Below are 18,680 nucleotides of genomic sequence, written 5' to 3'. Positions count from 1 at the left end.
GGCGGCCACCCCGCGCTCAGTCCCACTCCAGGCCGCCGCGGCGCCACACGTAGGCGTAGGCGACGAAGACCGTGGCGATGAACAGGAGCATCTCGACCAACCCGAAGATCCCCAGGGCGTCGAAGGTCACCGCCCAGGGATAGAGAAAGACGATCTCGATGTCGAAGACGATGAAGAGCATCGCCGTCAGGTAGTACTTGATCGGGAACCGACCGCCGCCCACGGGCTGCGGGGTCGGCTCGATGCCGCACTCGTACGCCTCCAACTTGGCCCGGTTGTAGCGCTTGGGGCCGGTGAGTGAGGCCATCACGACGGAGCCGACCGCGAACGCCGCCGCGATGGCACCGAGTACGAGGATCGGCGCGTAGGCATTCATAGCCCCCGCTCCCTCCGTCCAGTCGTCCTTGACTGCAGATCGGAACCGGCGGGTCACGCTGAGGTGAACCCGCGTTCCGGTTCCCGGGATCCGCCTCATGTGAGGCAGTTCACAAAGCCTGGAACGAGCGCATCCTATGCCCGTCGGCTTGTGATCTGCGACACGCAGTTCAACGTCATCTTTGTGATCTACGCCACGATGGGAATCGTGACGAATATGAACATGCCCAGAGTTGTCAACACAAAGAAGTCAAATGGTCACAACCAGTCGCATTTACTTGTGAAGCGGCTGGTCAGAGCCGCACCCCTATATCAACTATGCGTCGACAGGAGCAAATTTCGAGGCGCCATGTTGACGTGTTATAGCGGCTCACTCTGAGGGGTGGCGGGGGGCCGAACGCTCGCTTGACCCTTCGTTCACAAGCGCGCGAAACGGTCCTTGGGGCCCCACCCCGCCCGCCGCCCGGTACGCCGAGCACCAGCCGGGCTGGGGCACGGTCTACGCCCGTCGGCCGCCGAGTCGCCGGTGACCACCACAGCGGATCACACCGGGGCCGGCTCCGGGCCCCGCTCCCCGACCCCGGTCGTGGACTCGGCGACAACAGATCCAGCGGCCTCGGACTCGACGGCTTCGGACTCGACGGCTTCGGTCTCCCCGCGCCGGACGGGAGCGGGAGCGGGGACGGAGGCGGGAGCGGTGCGGCGGCCCCACTCGGTGGCGACCATGACCAGGGCTCCGCCGACCAGGGCGAGCGGACCCATCCGGTTCCCCGCGATGGTGATGCCGAAGACGGCGGCCCACAGCGGTTCGGTGCCGAGCAACAGACTCACCCGGGACGGCGAGGTGGCGCGGACAGCCCACATCTGAACGAAGAAGGCGAACAGCGTGCACAACAGGGACAGGTGCAGCAACCAGGCCCACTGGCCGGGACCGTACGAGCGGGCGACGGCCCACGGCGACGGCCCTACGGCTGGCGCGACGGCCGCGAACACGGCTGTCGCGACGGCGAGTTGGACCCAGGTCAGGGCCAGCATGTCGGTTCCGCGGACGGCGCGGGCGCGGGCCGTCGCCAGGACGAAGGCCGAGCGCACCAGGGCGGCGCCCAGCACCAGCAGGTCGCCGGGCGAAGGCGGGCGCAGCCCGCCGTCCCCGGTGAGCAGCGCGACGCCGAGCACGGCCAGCGCGGCGGCCGCGAGGAAGGCGCGCGGCGGCGCCGTCCGGCTGAGGACGCTCTCGCCGAGCGGGGTGAGCACCATCGCGAGGCTGATGATCAGCCCGGCATTGGTGGCGGAGGTGTGCACGGCACCGTACGTCTCCAGCAGGAAGATCCCGCTGAGCACCAGCCCCAGTGCGCCGCCGCCCAGCCACTCGGCGCGGCTCAGCCTCCGTAGCGCCGGCCAGGCGACCATCCCGAGCAGCGGCAGCACCAGCCCGAACCGCAGGACCAGCATCGCCACGGCCGTCCCGGGCTCCGCCACCCGCTGGACGGCGAGGAAGCTCGACCCCCACACCACCGCCACCAGGAGAACCGGCAGGTCGCGAAGGGCCGATGAGGACGAAGACACGGACTGGGAGGCACGCATGAGTCAGATCCCTCCGAGCGAACGGAACCGGCGGGGCGCGAGTACCGTACGGCGTCGGACGGACCCTGGAGCTGGGCGGAGGGCGCAGCTATCGACGGGGCGGAGCATGGAGCAGGGGGACGCCATCCTCCCGCACCGGCGCACCCGTGATCAACGCCCTGCCGCAACTCACCGGATCTCCGGCGGGCTCCAGCGCCCCCGGGGCCGACGTCCTTCCCAGGCCCGGCAGGTCAGCGGGCGAGCAGGCCGTTCGCCGCGGCGATCTCCTCGATGTCGGCCGGGGTCCCGGACATGATGGCGCGGACGTGCTCGGTGACGAGCTCGACCGGCCAGTTCCACCAGGCCGCACGGAGCAGTCGCTCGACGTCGGCGCCCTCGAAGCGGCGCCGGATCGGGCGGGCGGGGTTGCCGCCGACGATGGTGTACGGCTCGACGTCGGCGGTGACCATCGCACCGGCCGCGATGATCGCGCCGTCGCCGATCCGGACGCCGGGCAGGACGGTGGCGCCGAAGCCGAACCAGACGTCGTTGCCGATCACGGTGTCGCCCCGGCTGGGCAGGCCGGTGACGAGGTCGAGGGTCCGCTCGGTCCACTCGCCGCCGAACATCGTGAACGGGAAGGTGGACACGCCGATGGTCGGGTGGGCGGCGCCGGCCATCAGGAAGCGGGCCCCGGTGGCGATCGCGCAGTACTTTCCGATCACCAGCCGCTCGGGTCCGTAGGCGTAGAGGACGTTGCGCTCCTCGAAGCGGGTGGCCCCTTCGGGGTCGTCGAAGTAGGTGTACTCGCCGACCTCGATCCGCGGGTCGGTGACGAGCGGGCGCAGCAGGACGACCCGGTCGTGGCCGGCGAGCGGGTGCAGGGCAGTGGGGTCGGGAATGGCGGTGGCGGTCACGCAGACTCCTCTCGTAACGCGACCAACGTCGCATTACGATGAGCATGGCACGGCCGCCACACCACAGCAAGCCTTAACGCGACTGGAGTCGACTTTGAACGAGAACGCCCCGGAGCCGACCCACCCCGCGACGACCCACCCCGCCACCACCGCACAGCCCGCGACGACCCACCCCGAAACGACCCACCCCGAGCCCCGCACCCCGACCCCCCGCCCCGGCGGCCGCAGCGCCCGGGTCCGGGAGGGGGTGGTCGCCGCCACACTCGCCGAGGTCGCCGAGAAGGGGTACGACGGCCTCACCGTCGAGGCGGTCGCGAGCCGCTCCGGCGTCCACAAGGCGACGCTGTACCGGCGGTGGGGCGGAGTGGACGGCCTGGTCGCGGACGCCCTGACCGCCTCGGCCGACCAGCCCTGGCCGTTGCCCGACACCGGCGACCTCCGCGAGGACCTGCGGCTGATCACCCGGGAGGTGTTCACCGTCTTCACCGATCCCGACCTGGGGGCCACCCCCACCGCGCTGATCTTCGCCGCCCAGCGCTCCGACACCGGCGCGACCGCCCTGCGCGCCTTCTTCGCCTCCCGCCACCGCCAGGCCGCCGAGGTCGCCGAACGAGCCGTCGCCCGGGGCGAGTTGCCCACCGGAACGGACGGCGCCGAGGTGGTCCGGGCCGCCACCGCCCCGCTCTACTACCGGCTGTTCGTCACCGGCGAGCCGCTGGACGCCCACACCGCCGAGCGGGCCGCCGACGCCGCCGCGCTGGCCGCCCGCGCCGGGCTGTTCACCTCCGCACCCCGGGCCAACCCCGTTCCCCCGGAGCCCTCCTGACCCTCCACCCGCCCGACGGGGCCTGAAACCCGACGGCCCCTACCGACCCCTACCGGATCGCCGCCCCGGCGTGGATGATGGCGCCATGCCAACCCCGCCGTCCACCACCCTCCGGAAGGCCCGTCACGTGAAGCGCGCACCCTGGGCCCTGCTCGCCGTCGCCACCGTCCTCCCGCTCACGGCGAGCACCGGCACCGCCGTCGCGGACACCCCGCCGCCCGCGCCCGCCTGCGCCTACACGCCCGCGGTGCCGGCCGACAACTTCAAGGGCATCCCCGTCTTCGACGCCGAGAAGGCCGCCCAGCCCTACCGCGCCACCCTGCGCACCAGCCAGGGCGCGATCACCTTCCAGGCGCTGACCGACAAGGCGCCCTGCACCACCTTCTCGTTCCGCTTCCTCGCCGAGCACGGCTACTTCGACCGCAGCCACTGCCACCGCCTCACCACCCAGCGGCTCTACGTCCTGCAGTGCGGCGACCCGACCGGAACGGGCAGCGGCGGGCCCGGCTACTCCTTCCCGGACGAGAACCTGACCGGCGCCACCTACCCGGCCGGCACCGTGGCGATGGCCAACGCCGGTCCGAACACCAACGGCAGCCAGTTCTTCTTCGTCTGGAAGGACACCAAGCTCTCCCCCGCCTACACCCCGTTCGGCCGGATCACGGCGGGCCTGGACGTCCTGCAGAAGATCGCCGCGGGCGGCGAGGACGACCAGAACAACCCCGGCGACGGCTTCCCCACCCTCCCCGTGAACATCCGCCACGTGAAGATCAGCACCCGCTGACCGGGAGCCCGCCCCTCACCCCCCGCCCCCACGCTGTTCCCGTGCGTCCGCGGCGCCTCCCGTACGGTGGCAGCACCAACGACACCGCACGGGAGCAGCGCGCATGGACAGCCGGATCTGGGAGAGCGTGGACCACCTCGTCGCGTGGCTCGACGAGCAGGGCACGCAGTCGCCCCGGGAGGAGCGCCTGCTGCGGATCCTCAAGCTCTCCGAGGAGGTCGGCGAGGTCGGCGCCGCGGTGATCGGCGCCACCGGCCAGAACCCGCGCAAGGGCGTCACCCACAGCTGGGAGGACGTCCAGCACGAGCTCTGCGACGTCGTCTTCACCGCCCTCGTCGCCCTCCGGACGCTCACCCCCGACGCGGCCCGGGTCTTCGCCGACCGCCTCGCCTACGTCGAACAGCGCTCCGCCGCCTCCCGCCGCCCGGCGGACGGGGAGCGGAAGACGGCGGAGGAGACGCCCTGAGGTCCTGGAAGGGACCGGGGGACCGGGGGGACCGAGGGGCCGGGAGAAGGCCCCGGGCCCGCTACGCGTTGGGCGCGACCTTCGCGAGGCCGTTGATGATGCGGTCCATCGCGTCGCCGCCCTGCGGGTCGGTGAGGTTGGCGAGCATCTTGAGGGTGAAGCGCATCAGCATCGGGTGGGTGAGGCCGCGCTGGGTGGCGAGCTGCATCACCTTGGGGTTGCCGATGAGCTTCACGAAGGCGCGGCCCATCGTGTAGTAGCCGCCGTAGACGTCCTTGAGGACGCGCGGGTAGCCCTGCAGAGCGCGCTCGCGCCCGGTCTCGGTGACCCGGGCGTGGGCCTGGACGATGACGCCGGCGGCGATCTGGCCGGATTCCATCGCGTAGGCGATGCCCTCGCCGTTGAACGGGTTGACCATGCCGCCCGCGTCGCCGACGAGCAGCAGGCCGCGGGTGTAGTGCGGCTGCCGGTTGAAGGCCATCGGCAGCGCGGCGCCGCGGATCGGGTCGGTCATGTTCTCGGGGGTGTAGCCCCACTCCTCCGGCATGCCGGCGCACCAGGCCTTGAGCACCTCGCGCCAGTCGAGTTCGCCGAACGCGGGCGAGGAGTTGAGGATGCCGAGGCCGACGTTGGAGGTGCCGTCGCCCATGCCGAAGACCCAGCCGTACCCGGGCAGCTGCTTGCGCTGGCCGCCGCGGGTGTCCCACAGCTCCAGCCAGGACTCCAGGTAGTCGTCGTCGTGGCGCGGCGAGGTGAAGTACGTCCGGTAGGCGACGCCCATCGGGCGGTCCTCGCGGCGGTGCAGGCCCATGGCGAGCGAGAGCCGGGTGGAGTTGCCGTCGGCGGCGACCACCAGCGGGGCGCGGAAGGTGACCGGCCGCTTCTCGTCGCCGAGCTTGGCGGTGACGCCGACGATCCGGCCGGTGCGCTCGTCCAGGACGGGCCCGCTGACGTTGCAGCGCTCGTAGAGCCGGGCGCCGGCCTTCTCGGCCTGACGGACCAGCAGCTCGTCGAAGTCGGCGCGCTTGCGGACCAGGCCGTAGTCGGGGAAGGCGGACAGCTCGGGCCAGTCCAGCTCCAGCCGGACGCCGCCGCCGATGATGCGCAGGCCCTTGTTGTGCAGCCAGCCGTTCTCGGTGGAGACGTCGATGCCCATGTCCACCAGCTGCTTGGTGGCGCGGGGGGTGAGGCCGTCGCCGCAGACCTTCTCGCGCGGGAACGCGGTCTTCTCCAGCAGCAGCACGTCCAGCCCGGCCTGGGCGAGGTAGTACGCGGTGGTGGAGCCGGCCGGACCCGCGCCGACCACGATGACGTCGGCCGTGCTCTCGACCGGGCTGTCCGGCTTCGTCAGATCGGCTGCGGTCTCGGACACGGTGGACACTCTCCTGGAGCTGCGGCTGTGGGGACGGCGGCTTCTGTCTCCGGCAGTCTAGTTCCGTCCCCGCCGCCGGAAACGACCACGCCCCCACCCCGCCGGTGCAACGGCTACCCGAGCTTGTACGCCCGGTGCAGCGCGACGATGCCGCCGGTGAGGTTGCGCCAGGCGACCTTGGACCAGCCGCTCTCCTGCAGCCGGGCCGCCAGCTCGGGCTGGTCGGGCCAGGAGCGGATGGACTCGGCGAGGTACACGTACGCGTCCGGGTTGCTGCTGACCGCGGTGGCGACCGGCGGCAGGGCGCGCATCAGGTACTCGGTGTAGACCGTCCGGAACGGCGTCCAGGTCGGGGTGGAGAACTCGCAGATCACCAGCTTGCCGCCGGGCTTGGTGACGCGCTGCATCTCGCGCAGCGCCGCGTCGGTGTCCTGGACGTTGCGCAGCGCGAAGGAGATCGTCACCGAGTCGAAGGTGCCGTCCGCGAACGGCAGCCGGGTGGCGTCGCCGGCGGTGAGCGGCAGCTCGGGGTGGCGGCGCTTGCCCTCGACGAGCATGCCGACGGAGAAGTCGCACGGGACGACCTGCGCGCCGGCCTCGGCGAAGGGCAGCGAGGAGGTGCCGGTGCCGGCTCCGAGGTCGAGCACGAGGTCCCCCGGTCCGGCGTCCACCGCCTCGGCCACCGCCCGGCGCCAGGCGCGGGCCTGGCCGAGGGACAGCACGTCGTTGGTGCGGTCGTACTTGGCCGCGACGTCGTCGAACATGGCGGCGACTTCGTGCGGCTGCTTGTCCAGAGAGGCTCGGGTCACGCCCCCATTGTTCACCCTGGCGCCGACACCCCGACCAACGGGGCACGCCGCGGGGCGTCCGCACCCGCCGCACGGGCCCCGCCGCACGCCCCCGCCGTCCAGCGCCCCCGCCCGGCCCCACCGGTGCCGCGCGCCCCGTCAGTGCTGCGCGCGCCGCCCGCTCGCGCGCCGCCGGCGCCGGGAGCGCTTGCCGTGGGTTATCGCGGGCATCCCGTCGGCCAGCGCCCCGGTCGCCAGTGCGACGGTGGTGGCCAGCCGGCCCTGCCCGGCGCGGACCGCGAGCGCCCGCCGGTGCCGCCGGATGCGCAGCACGCAGATCACGAACATCCCGACCGCGACCGGCACGCTGAACCGGGCCAGGCCGACGCCGACCGGCTGCGGGTAGGTGTCGCCGCAGATCCGCACCGCGCCCGGGTCGTCGGCGGCGTGCTCCAGGCAGATCGGGTCGCCGATCCTGGCGCCGTCGGCGAGCGGCAGCGCGGCCGCGGTGTGCGACTGGCCGGACGCCCGGTAGCTGACGGCACTGTAGGAGCCGCCGCCGGTGGGGAGCTGGGTGACGACGCCTTCGACTCTCACGGGGTGGGCGCCGATCCGGTCGGCCTGGTCGGCCTGGCGCCAGCCGAGCAGGCACATGCCGACGGCCAGCACGGCGCTGAGCACGGCGGCGAGGTACCAACCACGGCCCAACCGCGGGGATCGCGGCGGGGGGACGGTCGCGGATCGCATGGTTCCTGTCCTGGCTTGCCTTCGGGGCCTGGGACACGGCCCCGCCACCCGCGGGCACGGGCGGTAGGTGGTGAGGGTACGGAGTGAGCTGTCCGGGATCGTATCCGCTGGCGGGCCCTCAGGTCACGGCGAAGGGGGAATCACCCCACAGGGTGGACAGTGGAGTTCGGCGGCACACGAAGGAAGTGCCGTACGCCGCAAGGAAGTCCGACTACCGGCGAGTACGTCGTCCGGTTCCCGGCCCCGTTCAGCGCCGCCGGTACACCAACCGCCCGCCCAGCACGGCGGCCAGGCAACCGCCCGGCGATGGCTGGGCGAAGCCCTCCCCAACGGCCGGGAACACCGCGAAGTCGGCCCGGCCGCCCGCCGCCACCCGGCCGTGCACGGCCGCCGCGAGCGGCAGCACCGACAGCGGGTCCAGCGGGCCGTCCGCCGGGGCCGTCGCGTCCGGGGCGCCCGGCAGCGCGACCAGCCCGGAGCGCGCCACGGCCGTGCGCACCGCGGCCCGCTCGAACGGCCCGGCCACCGCCGTCACCCCGAACCCGAGCATCCGTTGCAGCCCGCGCCGGGCGCTCGCGCCGCAGCGCCCCTCGTCGACGGAGCCCGTCAGCCCGTCCGCGACCGGCTCGACGCCGATCTCCTCGCGCGGGTCCGGGTGGTAGGCGTGTTCCAGCAGCCGGTGCCCGTACGGGTTGCGCAGCCCCGGCGTGAGCACCGCGGCGCCCCAGTCCCGCAGTCGCGCCCCCGGGTGCGCGGCGGCCAGTTCCCGGTACGGTCCGACGGCCTCGACGCGGTCACCGCGCACCAGCACCGCCCCGTCCGGGAGGGACGGGGCGGTGGGGTCGGCCGGGTCGGGCAGCACCAGGGCCGCCCGGTGCAGGGTCAGCACGACGGTGCCCCGGGCCTCAGTTGTCCAGGATCTTCAGCTCGGGGTGCGCGGTGCCGCCCTCGATCGCCGTGGAGGCGATGTGCGAGGCGACCCGCGGGTCCACCGGGTCGTTGGCCGGGTCGTCCAGCACCCGCAGGTGCTCGTACGTGGTCGCGCGCTGCGCCGGGACGCGGTCGGCGGCCCGGATGAGGTGGATCAGCTCGGTGAGGTTGGAGCGGTGCTTGGCACCGGCCGCCGAGACGACGTTCTCCTCCAGCATGACCGAGCCGAGGTCGTCCGCACCGTAGTGCAGCGACAGCTGGCCGGCCTCCTTGCCGGTGGTGAGCCAGGAGCCCTGGATGTGGGCGACGTTGTCGAGGAACAGGCGGGCGATCGCGATCATCCGCAGGTACTCGAAGACGGTGGCCTGCGTCGAGCCCTTCAGGTGGTTGTTCTGCGGCTGGTAGGTGTAGGGGATGAAGGCCCGGAAGCCGCCGGTGCGGTCCTGCACGTCGCGGATCATCCGCAGGTGCTCGATCCGCTCGGCGTTGGTCTCGCCGGTGCCCATCAGCATGGTGGAGGTGGACTCCACGCCGAGGCCGTGCGCGGCCTCCATGATCTCCAGCCAGCGCTCGCCGGACTCCTTGAGCGGGGCGATCGCCTTGCGCGGCCGCGCGGGCAGCAGCTCGGCGCCGGCGCCGGCGAAGGAGTCCAGGCCGGCCCGGTGGATCCGGGTGATGGCCTCCTCGATCGAGACGCCCGAGATCCGGGCCATGTGGTCGACCTCGGAGGCGCCCAGGGAGTGGATCACCAGCTGCGGGAAGTCGGCCTTGATGGCCGAGAACGCGCGCTCGTAGTACTCCACGCCGTAGTCCGGGTGGTGGCCGCCCTGGAACATGATCTGGGTGCCGCCCAGTTCGACGGTCTCGGCGCAGCGGCGCAGGATCTCGTCGAGCTCGCGGGACCAGCCCTTGTCGCTCTTCGGCGGCACGTAGAAGGCGCAGAACTTGCACGCCGTCACGCAGACGTTGGTGTAGTTGATGTTGCGCTCGATGATGTACGTCGCGATGTGCTCGGTACCGGCGTAGCGGCGGCGGCGCACCGCGTCGGCGGCGGAGCCGAGCGCGTGCAGCGGCGCCGAGCGGTACAGCTCCAGCGCCTCCTCCGGGGTGATCCGGCCACCGCCGGCGGCCCGGTCGAGCACGGCCTGCAAATCGGTGCTGGGCGCATCGAGGGTGGTCGCTGCGAGCTCGGTCACCTGGCCGCCTTCTCTCTCTCGGATACTGCAGTTCTCGGCGCTGCCGCCCCCCCGGACGGCGGGCGTCCGGGTACGGCCGAACCAGCCTACGCCAGGCCTTTCGAGCGTCCGCGTCAGCCCGCTGCCCGTCGACCACCGCGCTCAATCGACCACCGCGCTCAACCGACCACCGTGCTCAACCGACCGGCAGCGCCGCCGGCTCCAGCAGCCGCACCGCGACGTCCGACGCGAAGCCGCTGTCGTGCGCGACCCGGCGGGCGAACTCGGCGACGCCGGCCAGCTGCCGCTCGCCGAGCGAGAAGTCGAGGGCCTCGCTGAAGTACCGCTCCAGCACGTCCGCGCCGAAGGCCTCCCAGCGGGCGGCCTGTTCGGCGACCTTGGCGGCCTCGACCAGTGAGAGGTCGCGGGACTCCAGGAAGGCCCGGTGCACGGCCGCGGTCAGTTCCGGACGGCGCTCGGCGAACTCGCGGCGCACGGCCCAGACGGCGAAGACGAACGGCAGGCCGGTCCACTCCTTCCACATCTCGCCGAGGTCGTGGACGGTCAGTCCGAGGTCGGCGGCCTGGCCGAGGTAGGCGCGCAGCGCCGGGTCGCCGATCAGGACGGCGGCGTCGGCCTCGGCGAGCATCGAGCTGAGGTCGGGCGGGCAGCTGAAGTAGTCGGGGCGGACGCCCTCGCGTTCCTCCAGCAGCAGCCGGGCGAGCCGGACGGAGGTGCGGCTGGTGGAGCCGAGGGCGACGCGGCGGCCGTCCAGGTCGGCGAGCGGCACCTTGCTGACGATGAGGCAGGACATCACCGGGCCGTCGCTGCCGACCGCGATGTCGGGCAGGACCAGGAGGTCGTCGGCGTTGCGCAGGTACTCCACGCAGGTGATCGGACCGATGTCCAGCGAGCCGTCGACGAGCTGGTCGCTCAGCTTCTCCGGGGTGTCCTTGGTGAGGTCGAGGTCCAGCAGGTTGCCGGTCCTGGCGAGGCCCCAGTAGAGGGGGACGCAGTTCAGGAACTGGATGTGGCCGACGCGAGGCCTGACCGGGGTGTGTTCCTGGGGCTCCCGCGATTGTCCGTCCGGTGCTGCCACTGCGCCGCTCCCTTGTACTGTTCGTGCGCTTTCCCGCAGCGTATGCCTGCTGTTCACAGAGGCTTGCACCGGGCACCCGACACGCGCTCGCGAGGCCTGCGGGACGCCCCTGCGGGGCCCTACGACACGCGCCGTGGGGGCCGCAGTTCACCCCTGGTCGTCACAGCGACCGCATGCTAGCGTTGCCCTCAGTTGCAGTTTGATTCCCCTTGCAGTACTTGAAGCCTGCGGAGCATGTAACCGCGGGCTTTTTGTAGTTTTTCAGCAATATCGAAAAACTTCGGACTCGTCCGGAGGCAGGGCGATCAGCGCAGCGGACCGGGTGCCACACGGTGTGGCCCCGACACGTCCCTCGCAAGGAGAACGGCATGGCCACGGGAACCGTCAAGTGGTTCAACGCTGAGAAGGGCTTCGGCTTCATCGCCCAGGAGGGCGGCGGCCCCGACGTCTTCGTCCACTACTCCGCCATCAACGCGAGCGGCTTCCGCTCGCTGGAGGAGAACCAGGCGGTGAACTTTGACGTCACCCAGGGCCCGAAGGGCCCGCAGGCGGAGAACGTCACCCCCATCTGACCATCCTCTGATGTTCTGATCGCTCGGGACCCCAGCGGGTCCGTCGGCGGCTCCCGACAGCCGTCACCATGAGCACAAGAGCAACACCCAAGGGGGCCCGCCCGACCGGCGGGCCCCCTGCCTTTTCCCCGTGCCTTTTCCCCTGGCCTTTCCCCGGCCTCTCCTCCCGGCCACCGCCCCGGGAAGCAGCGCACGCACCCGCGCCCCCGCAGCGCGCACAAGGGCCCGCCTCCGCACCGGGGAACGGTGCGGAGGCGGGCCCTTGTCGCCGAGCCGGCCGGGATCAGGCAGCCACCGGGGCCGCCTTGTCCGCCTGCGCCGGGACGACGGCCGACGGCGCGTCCTCGTACAGGTCGCCGGAGGGGCGGTTGTAGGCGGCGACGTCGAGGATCTTCTCCCGCGAGGCCACCAGGACCGGCACCAGCACCTGGCCCGCGACGTTCGTCGCGGTGCGCATCATGTCGAGGATCGGGTCGATGGCGAGCAGCAGGCCGACGCCCTCCAGGGGCAGGCCCAGGGTGGAGAGGGTGAGCGTCAGCATGATGATCGCACCGGTGAGGCCCGCAGTGGCGGCCGAGCCGACGACCGAGACGAAGGCGATCAGCAGGTAGTCCCGGATACCGAGGTCGATGTTGTAGACCTGGGCGACGAAGATCGCGGCGATCGCCGGGTAGATCGAGGCGCAGCCGTCCATCTTGGTGGTGGCGCCGAACGGCACGGAGAAGGACACGTACTCGCTGGGGACGCCGAGGCGCTCGGTGACGCGGCGGGTGACCGGCAGGGTGCCGACCGAGGAGCGCGAGACGAAGGCCAGCTGGATGGCGGGCCAGGCGCCCTTGAAGAAGTTGACCGGGTTCAGGCCGGCGGCGAACTTCAGCAGCAGCGAGTAGACGACGAAGAGCACCAGCGCGCAGCCGACGTAGATGTCGAGGGTCAGCGTGGCGAAGGGCTTGAGCAGGTCCCAGCCGTACTTGGCGACGGACTTGCCGATCAGGCCGAGGGTGCCGAGCGGGGAGAGCCGGATGACCCACCACAGGGCGGTCTGGGTCAGCTCCAGGACGGACTCGCTGAGCTTGAGGACCGGCTCGGCCTTGCTGCCGAGCTTGATGATCGCCGCGCCGACCACGACCGCCATGAAGACGATCTGCAGCACGTTCACCTTGGCGAAGGCGTCGACGATGTTGGTCGGGAAGATCCCGGTCAGGAAGTCGATCCAGGTGCCCTTGGAGTCGAGCGCCTTGAGGCCGTCGGTCTTGAGGTTGGTGCCCTGGCCGGGGTTGGTCAGCAGGCCCAGGCCCAGGCCGACGGCCACCGCGATCAGCGAGGTGATCATGAACCAGAGCAGCGTGCGGGTGGCCAGGCGGGCCGCGTTGGTGACGTTGCGCAGGTTGGCGACGCTCACCACGATCGCGGTGAACACCAGCGGCGGGACGGCCAGCTTGAGCAGCTGGACGAAGATCTTGCCGATGGTCTCCAGGGTGGTGGCCAGCCAGGAGATGTCGGCGGCGCGGGCCAGGTAGCCCAGGCCGACGCCGAGCAGCAGGCCGCCGACGATCTGGACCCAGAACGGGGTCTTGCGGATTCTCGCGAGCACGGACGGCGACGGGGTCGCCTCGGGCGCTGTGGACATGACGGTGCGGCTCCGGGGGAGGGCGTTGCTGACGGTGGGGTGTGGCGGAGGAGGCGGCACGGCGCGCGGGCCGGGCGGGGAGGTCCCGGCCCCCGGTCAGGGGCGTGCCGCCGGGATACAGCTCATGGCGCGACAACGGCGCGGGCTGTCCACAGCACCGGTCAGAGCGCACGGGCGGGCGGCACCGGGCAGCGAGCCCCGGCCGTGCTTCCGCGATGCGTCTGAGGTGGTCATGGCCGACACATTAGCAGCAAAGGTTTGAGATGTTCAAAGTAGTTGTTTGAGGTTGGGATGAGATCCGGACACGAACGAAGCTGACGCACCATCAGATCATCCCCACCGGCCCGATTGACCGCTGAGCGGTTATACGTATAACTTTGACGGCGTCCCCGCCCCCGCCTGCCCAGACCGGAGAAGACGCCCGATGGGCTACCTCGCCCTGCTCCGCGCCCCCCATGTCAGCCGCCTGCTCCTCGGCACCCTGCTCGGCCGCCTGCCCGCCGGCATGACCGCCCTGGTGATCGCCCTCGCCCTGCGCGAGGCCGGCGCGCCGTACGGGCGGATCGGACTGGCCACCGCCGCCTACGCGATCTCCGCCGCCGTCGGCGGGCCGGTGCTCGGGCGGATCGTGGACCGCACCGGGCAGCCCCGCGTCCTGCTCGCCTCCGCCGTGCTCGCCGGCGGCGGGTACGCGCTGCTCGCCCTCGCCCCCGGCTCCGAGATCGCCGCTCCGCTCGGCGCCGCGATCGCCGGGCTCGCCATGCCCCCGCTCGAACCCTGCCTGCGCTCGCTCTGGCCGGACGTGGTGGAGGAGGAGCAGCTCGACACCGCCTACGCCTTCGACTCCGCCTCCCAGCAGATCCTCTACGTGGCCGGCCCGCTGGCCGTCGCCGGGATCGCCGGCCTGTTCAGCCCGGTCGCCGCGCTCTGGATGGCCGCCGGACTGGGGCTGGCCGGCGCGCTGATCGTGGCCACCACCGCCCCGGCCCGGGCCTGGCGCGCCCCGGCCCGCGCGCACTCCGCCGGACTGCTCGGCCCGCTGCGCTCCCCCGGCCTGGTGCTGCTGCTGGTCGGACTGGCCGGGGCCGGCTGGGCGGTCGGCGCGCAGAACGTGCTGTTCATCGCCTACGCCGAGCACCACGCCGACGCCCTGCCCGGCGGCGCGGGCACCCTGCTGGCGCTGGCGGCGCTCGGCGGCCTGCTCGGCGCGCTCGCCTACGGCGCGGTGAAGTGGCGCAGCAGCACGGCCACCCGCACCTGGGTCATGGCGCTCGCGATGGCCGCGTCCTACCTGCCGCTGGTGCTGCTGCCCGGGCCGTACCCGATGGCCGCGCTGGCCTTCCTCTCCGGGATCGGGCTGGCGCCGCTGCTGGCGGCGGCGTTCGTGCTGGTCGCCGAGCTGGCGCCGACCGGGACGGTGACCGAGGCGTTCGCCTGGCTGGTGACGCTGTTCGCGACGGGCAACTCGCTCGGCTACGCGGTGTCCGGCAACCTGGCCGAGGACTCGCTGCGGCCGGTGGCGCTGTGCGCGGCGGGCGGGATCGCGCTCGGCGCCCTGCTGCTGTTCGGCGCCCGCCGCTGGTTCCACCCGGTGCCGCCGGCGCCGTCGATGCGACCGGTGCCGGTGGGCTGAGGCCCCCCACAGACGACCGCGCCCACCGGGGTCTGGCCGGCGGGCGCGGTCTTTCGTCCTCCCCTGCTCCTGCCTACGGCTTCGCGCCCCGCCCCGGCGCGCCGGCCGCCGGCGCGGTGGAGGAGCGCAGCACCAGCGAGGTGGCCAGCGGCGGGACGGGCGCCGCCCGCTCGCCGCGCAGCAGGCCCGCAAGCGCCGCCGCGCCGACCCGGCCCAGCTCCTCGCCGGGCAGGTCGACGGTGGTCAGCGGCGGGGCCAGCAGCGCGGCCACCGCGACGTTGTCCATGCCGACCACCGACAGGTCGGCCGGCACCCTCAGCCCCAGCTCGGCGGCGGCCTGGTACACCCCGGAGGCGACCACGTCGTCGTCGCAGATCACCGCGCGCGGACGGTCCGGGCGCTCCAGCAGGCGGTGCGCCACGCTCCGCGCGGCCGGCTGGCCCTCGTTCAGGCTCACGCCCAACTCCACGACCTCCAGGTCGAGTTCGTCGGCGACCTGCTCGAACGCGGCCTGCCTCACCCGGAACGTGTACGCGGAGTGGGTGGAGCGCAGCCGCCCGATCCGGCGGTGGCCGAGCCCGGCCAGGTGCTCGACGGCGGCGCGCATCCCGCCCGCCACGTCGAGTTCGACGGTCGGCCGGGCCCGGTCGGTGCCCGGGTCGGCGTCGAGGAAGACGACGGGGGTGTCGGCGGGCAGCTCGCCGAGCTGGCTGTCGTCCGGGGAGCAGATCAGCAGGCCGTCGAAGCGGCTGGTGGTGGCGGCCTCCGCGAGGGTGGCGCTCCCCCAGCCGGAGCTGACCACGACCGCCAGGCCGTGCCGGCCGGCCTCCTCGTGGACGCCCTCCAGCACCCGGCCGAAGAACGGGCCGAGGATGTTCGGCACCGCCAGGAGGATCATCCCGCTACGGCCGAGCCGCAGCTGCCGGCCGGCCGCCTGCGGGCGGTAGCCGAGGCTGCGGGCGGCCTCCCGGACCCGCTCCCGGGTGGCGTCGGAGACCCGGCGGCCGGCCTCGGCACCGGAGAAGACCAGCGAGACGGTGGCCTGGGAGACCCCGGCGAGCCTGGCCACGTCCCGGCCGGTGGGCCGGCGCACCGGGGCCGGCCAGGTCCCGGCCTCCTCCCCGACGGACGACCCGAGCGACGCGGACGGCCCGAGCGACGCGGACGGCCCGGACGGCGGGTCGGCCGGTCCGGGCTCGGAAGCCGCAGAAGCGGAAGCGGGGTCGGGGTCGGAAGCGGAGGCGTCCGAGGCGGCGGAGTCGGGCACGGCGGCTGCGGCTGCGGGTCCGGCCGGGGTCAGCTCTGCCGGACGGCGGCCGACCGGGCCGCCTCGTCGGCGGCGTCCTCCTCGGCGTTCTGCGCGGCGATCCGCTCGGCGGTACGGCTGCGCAGGCCGGAGACCTTGGTGGTGATCTGGGCGGACATGTCGTCGCGCTGACGACTCAGCAGCACGTAGCTGAGCGGCGCGGACGCGATCGCGGCCAGCAGGAACAGGAAGATCACTCCGGCCTGGCCGCTGACCGGGATGATCTTGAAGTGCCCGAGCAGCAGGGCGACCAGCAGGCAGCCGAGGAAGATGCTGACCCGCAGGGAGGTGTAGCGGAGCGTGGCGTGCGACTTCTCCTGGCCGGTGCTGCTCACGGGACACATCCTTTTCACTGGTCTGGGCGGGGGCCGGTCTCCCAGTGAAGCATGCCTGACGGGCGGCGCGGGGAAGGGGGCGCCCGTCCCCCCGCCCGCCGCCGCCCGGCCGTCCTGCGGATCAGCGCAGGTCGAGCCACATGGTGATCTCGTCGCGGTCGTCCCCGGGGGCGACCCGGACCGCGGCCGGCACCCGGCCGACCTCCCGGTAGCCGCAGCGGGCGTAGAAACGCTCCAGGCCCTGGCCGCCGCGCGCGGTCAGCCGCAGGCTCTCCAGGCCCCACTCCCGGGCTATCCGCTCGGCCTCGGCGAGCAGCCGGACGCCGTGGCCGCGGCCCTGGCAGTCGGGGTGCACCATGACCCGCTTGAGCATCCGCCAGTGCTCCATCAGGCCGAACCGCATCGACTCGAAGAAGAGGACACCGACGAGCCGGCCGGTGTCACTCTCGTGGGCGACCAGCAGCCGGTCCGGGCCGTCCGGCGCGACCCCGGCGAACTGGTGGTCGGCGGTGTCCCAGACCTCGTCCTCCGTCACCGGCGCCACGAAGCCGACCGCGCCGCCGGCGTTGGTGACGTCGGCCCACAGCCGGACGACGGCGGTGCGCAGGTCCGGGTCGAGCTTCGGGTCCAGGGTGAAGATGAGCGCCATGGCTGCGGAGCCTAGCCGTCCGGTCCGACAGGCCCCCGACCCGCCCGGGGAGCCCGCCCTACGGGAGGGCCGGGACGGGGCGGTCCGGCCGGCTGGTGCGCAGCGCCAGGCAGAGCCCGACGGCGACCACGCACAGGGCGCCGGCGCCGTACCAGGTGAGGTCGTAGTTCCCGAGCGCGTCGCGGGCCAGGCCCGCCAGCCCGGCGACGACGGCCGCGCCGATCTGGTGGCTGGCCAGCACCCAGCCGAAGACGATCGGGGCGTCCCCGCCGAAGTGCCGGCGGCACAGCGCGACGGTCGGCGGCACGGTGGCCACCCAGTCCAGGCCGTAGAAGATGACGAAGGCCAGGATCGGCGGTTCCAGCGAGCCTGCGAGCAGCTGCGGCAGCAGGAGCAGCGAGATCCCGCGCAGCCCGTAGTAGGTGACCAGCAGGATCCGGGAGTCGACCCGGTCGGTGAGCCAGCCGCTGAAGATGGTGCCGATCACGTCGAAGACGCCGATCAGGGCGAGCAGACCGGCCGCGGTGGTCACCGGCATGCCGTGGTCGTGGGCGGCCGGGATGAAGTGGGTGCCGACCAGGCCGGCGGTGGTGGCGCCGCAGATCGCGAAGGAGCCGGACAGCAGCCAGAACGCCCGGCTCCGGGCGGCATCCCGCAGCACCCGCAGCGAGCGGGTCAGGGCGCGGCCGTCGGCGGCGGGCGCCGGGGTCTCCTCGGTCGCTCCGTACGGGAGCAGGCCGAGGTCGGCGGGCCGCTCGCGCATCAGCAGCAGGACGGGCACGGCGACCGCGCTGGCCGCGAGCGAGACCACGATCACCGCCGAGCGCCAGCCGTGGTGCTCGACCAGCCAGGCGCCGACCGGCAGGAAGACCAGGTTTCCCGCTGCCCCGGCGGCGGTCAGCACGCCGGTGACCAGGCCCTGGCGCGCCTGGAACCAGCGGCCGGTGATGGTGGTGGCGAAGGCGCCGGCCATCGAGCCGCTGCCCAGGCCCACCAGCACGCCCCAGCAGAGCACCAGTTGCCAGGGCTCGCGCATCAGCATGGTGAGCCCGGAGCCGACCGAGATGGTCAGCAGCGCGCAGACCACCACCAGGCGCACGCCGAAACGGTCCATCAGGGCGGCGGCGAAGGGGGCGGTGAGGCCGTAGAGGGTCAGGTTGACGGAGGTGGCGATGGATATCGTCCCGAGCGACCAGCCGAACTCGTTGTGCAGGGCGTCCATCATCAGGCTGGGCGTGGACCGGAAGCCGGCCGAGCCGAGCAGGACCAGCAGCGAGACACCGGCCACCACCCAGGCGTAGTGCACCCGGAAGCGGGCCGGGCGGGCCGGGCGGACGGGTCCTTCGGGGGCGGGCGCGGGGGCGGGGGCGAAGGCGTTGCGTTCGGTCACGCGGACGAGTGTCCCGAAGCGGCGCGGCCGCGACGAGTGGCCTGAATGACAGCTTTCGCAAGAATCGGGCCACGGTCCCGGCGTACCCTGGCCCGGACCGGCCGGACCGGCCCGAAGCCGACC

19 protein-coding genes are annotated in these 18,680 nt (G+C 73.0%); 5 read left to right on the top strand and 14 right to left on the bottom strand.

Annotated elements, in window-relative coordinates; all coding sequences use genetic code 11:
* Positions 1-16: 16 nt before the first annotated feature.
* The 3 genes from ACIO9K_RS09330 to ACIO9K_RS09320 all read right to left on the bottom strand — a co-directional run bounded on the left by ACIO9K_RS09330 (position 17) and on the right by ACIO9K_RS09320 (position 2,855).
* On the bottom strand, positions 17-376 hold the full coding sequence (locus ACIO9K_RS09330; protein WP_030060100.1) for an NADH-quinone oxidoreductase subunit A: 360 nt from the start codon (positions 374-376) through the stop codon (positions 17-19).
* A 542-nt stretch (positions 377-918) separates the two neighbouring features.
* On the bottom strand, positions 919-1,959 hold the full coding sequence (locus tag ACIO9K_RS09325) for a DMT family transporter (protein WP_400328146.1): 1,041 nt from the start codon (positions 1,957-1,959) through the stop codon (positions 919-921).
* Between the two features lie 230 nt (positions 1,960-2,189).
* Complete coding sequence (locus ACIO9K_RS09320; protein WP_363585041.1) at positions 2,190-2,855, bottom strand: CatB-related O-acetyltransferase; 666 nt, start codon at positions 2,853-2,855, stop codon at positions 2,190-2,192.
* Between the two features lie 94 nt (positions 2,856-2,949).
* On the opposite strand from ACIO9K_RS09320, the gene ACIO9K_RS09315 reads away from it, so the two are divergent.
* The 3 genes from ACIO9K_RS09315 to ACIO9K_RS09305 all read left to right on the top strand — a co-directional run bounded on the left by ACIO9K_RS09315 (position 2,950) and on the right by ACIO9K_RS09305 (position 4,931).
* Complete coding sequence (locus ACIO9K_RS09315) at positions 2,950-3,681, top strand: TetR/AcrR family transcriptional regulator (RefSeq protein ID WP_400328144.1); 732 nt, start codon at positions 2,950-2,952, stop codon at positions 3,679-3,681.
* 85 nt (positions 3,682-3,766) lie between these two features.
* A complete protein-coding gene (locus ACIO9K_RS09310; RefSeq protein ID WP_400328142.1) occupies positions 3,767-4,465 on the top strand; it encodes a peptidylprolyl isomerase in 699 nt (232 codons plus the stop codon).
* 103 nt (positions 4,466-4,568) lie between these two features.
* The gene (locus tag ACIO9K_RS09305) at positions 4,569-4,931 is read left to right on the top strand and encodes a MazG-like family protein (RefSeq protein ID WP_363585035.1); all 363 of its coding nucleotides are present in this window, start codon (positions 4,569-4,571) and stop codon (positions 4,929-4,931) included.
* 61 nt (positions 4,932-4,992) lie between these two features.
* On the opposite strand, the gene ACIO9K_RS09300 is transcribed toward ACIO9K_RS09305, so the two are convergent.
* The 6 genes from ACIO9K_RS09300 to ACIO9K_RS09275 form a co-directional block, all read right to left on the bottom strand.
* Positions 4,993-6,282 carry a geranylgeranyl reductase family protein gene (locus tag ACIO9K_RS09300; RefSeq protein WP_350877772.1) on the bottom strand — a complete coding sequence of 430 codons (1,290 nt, stop codon included), beginning with the start codon at positions 6,280-6,282 and terminating at the stop codon, positions 4,993-4,995.
* 134 nt (positions 6,283-6,416) lie between these two features.
* Positions 6,417-7,112 carry a demethylmenaquinone methyltransferase gene (locus ACIO9K_RS09295; RefSeq protein ID WP_363585033.1) on the bottom strand — a complete coding sequence of 232 codons (696 nt, stop codon included), beginning with the start codon at positions 7,110-7,112 and terminating at the stop codon, positions 6,417-6,419.
* Positions 7,113-7,250: 138 nt separating this feature from the next.
* Positions 7,251-7,838, bottom strand: a complete 588-nt coding sequence (locus ACIO9K_RS09290) for a hypothetical protein (protein WP_363585031.1) — start codon at positions 7,836-7,838, stop codon at positions 7,251-7,253.
* 247 nt (positions 7,839-8,085) lie between these two features.
* Positions 8,086-8,727: an imidazolonepropionase-like domain-containing protein gene (locus ACIO9K_RS09285; protein ID WP_363585029.1), complete on the bottom strand. Its 642-nt coding sequence runs from the start codon at positions 8,725-8,727 to the stop codon at positions 8,086-8,088.
* A gap of 16 nt (positions 8,728-8,743) precedes the next feature.
* Positions 8,744-9,964 carry a cyclic dehypoxanthinyl futalosine synthase gene (gene mqnC, locus ACIO9K_RS09280; protein WP_363585027.1) on the bottom strand — a complete coding sequence of 407 codons (1,221 nt, stop codon included), beginning with the start codon at positions 9,962-9,964 and terminating at the stop codon, positions 8,744-8,746.
* 175 nt (positions 9,965-10,139) lie between these two features.
* Positions 10,140-11,042: a menaquinone biosynthetic enzyme MqnA/MqnD family protein gene (locus ACIO9K_RS09275; RefSeq protein WP_063348157.1), complete on the bottom strand. Its 903-nt coding sequence runs from the start codon at positions 11,040-11,042 to the stop codon at positions 10,140-10,142.
* Positions 11,043-11,410: 368 nt separating this feature from the next.
* Between ACIO9K_RS09275 and ACIO9K_RS09270 the strand changes: the two genes are divergently transcribed.
* On the top strand, positions 11,411-11,614 hold the full coding sequence (locus tag ACIO9K_RS09270) for a cold-shock protein (protein ID WP_052580872.1): 204 nt from the start codon (positions 11,411-11,413) through the stop codon (positions 11,612-11,614).
* 283 nt (positions 11,615-11,897) lie between these two features.
* On the opposite strand, the gene ACIO9K_RS09265 is transcribed toward ACIO9K_RS09270, so the two are convergent.
* Positions 11,898-13,244 carry a dicarboxylate/amino acid:cation symporter gene (locus tag ACIO9K_RS09265; RefSeq protein WP_400328138.1) on the bottom strand — a complete coding sequence of 449 codons (1,347 nt, stop codon included), beginning with the start codon at positions 13,242-13,244 and terminating at the stop codon, positions 11,898-11,900.
* Between the two features lie 424 nt (positions 13,245-13,668).
* Here ACIO9K_RS09265 and ACIO9K_RS09260 point away from each other — a divergent pair, with 424 nt between their 5' ends.
* Positions 13,669-14,877 (top strand): MFS transporter, encoded by a 1,209-nt coding sequence (locus tag ACIO9K_RS09260; protein WP_363619147.1) that lies wholly within the window; start codon positions 13,669-13,671, stop codon positions 14,875-14,877.
* A gap of 73 nt (positions 14,878-14,950) precedes the next feature.
* On the opposite strand, the gene ACIO9K_RS09255 is transcribed toward ACIO9K_RS09260, so the two are convergent.
* From ACIO9K_RS09255 to ACIO9K_RS09240, 4 genes are all read right to left on the bottom strand, one after another.
* Positions 14,951-15,946, bottom strand: coding sequence for a LacI family DNA-binding transcriptional regulator (locus ACIO9K_RS09255; protein ID WP_400328135.1), 996 nt, complete (start codon positions 15,944-15,946; stop codon positions 14,951-14,953).
* 227 nt (positions 15,947-16,173) lie between these two features.
* On the bottom strand, positions 16,174-16,518 hold the full coding sequence (locus ACIO9K_RS09250; protein ID WP_363619145.1) for a DUF4229 domain-containing protein: 345 nt from the start codon (positions 16,516-16,518) through the stop codon (positions 16,174-16,176).
* Positions 16,519-16,639: 121 nt separating this feature from the next.
* Positions 16,640-17,167 (bottom strand): GNAT family N-acetyltransferase, encoded by a 528-nt coding sequence (locus tag ACIO9K_RS09245; protein ID WP_363619144.1) that lies wholly within the window; start codon positions 17,165-17,167, stop codon positions 16,640-16,642.
* A 58-nt stretch (positions 17,168-17,225) separates the two neighbouring features.
* The gene (locus ACIO9K_RS09240) at positions 17,226-18,557 is read right to left on the bottom strand and encodes an MFS transporter (RefSeq protein ID WP_400328133.1); all 1,332 of its coding nucleotides are present in this window, start codon (positions 18,555-18,557) and stop codon (positions 17,226-17,228) included.
* Positions 18,558-18,680: the final 123 nt, after the last annotated feature.

The sequence above is a fragment of the Kitasatospora sp. NPDC087271 genome, from assembly GCF_044744605.1.
Taxonomy (GTDB): Bacteria; Actinomycetota; Actinomycetes; order Streptomycetales; family Streptomycetaceae; genus Kitasatospora.
The sequence above is the reverse complement of the archived record's forward strand: the minus strand, read 5'-3'. Positions and strand labels throughout refer to the sequence as shown.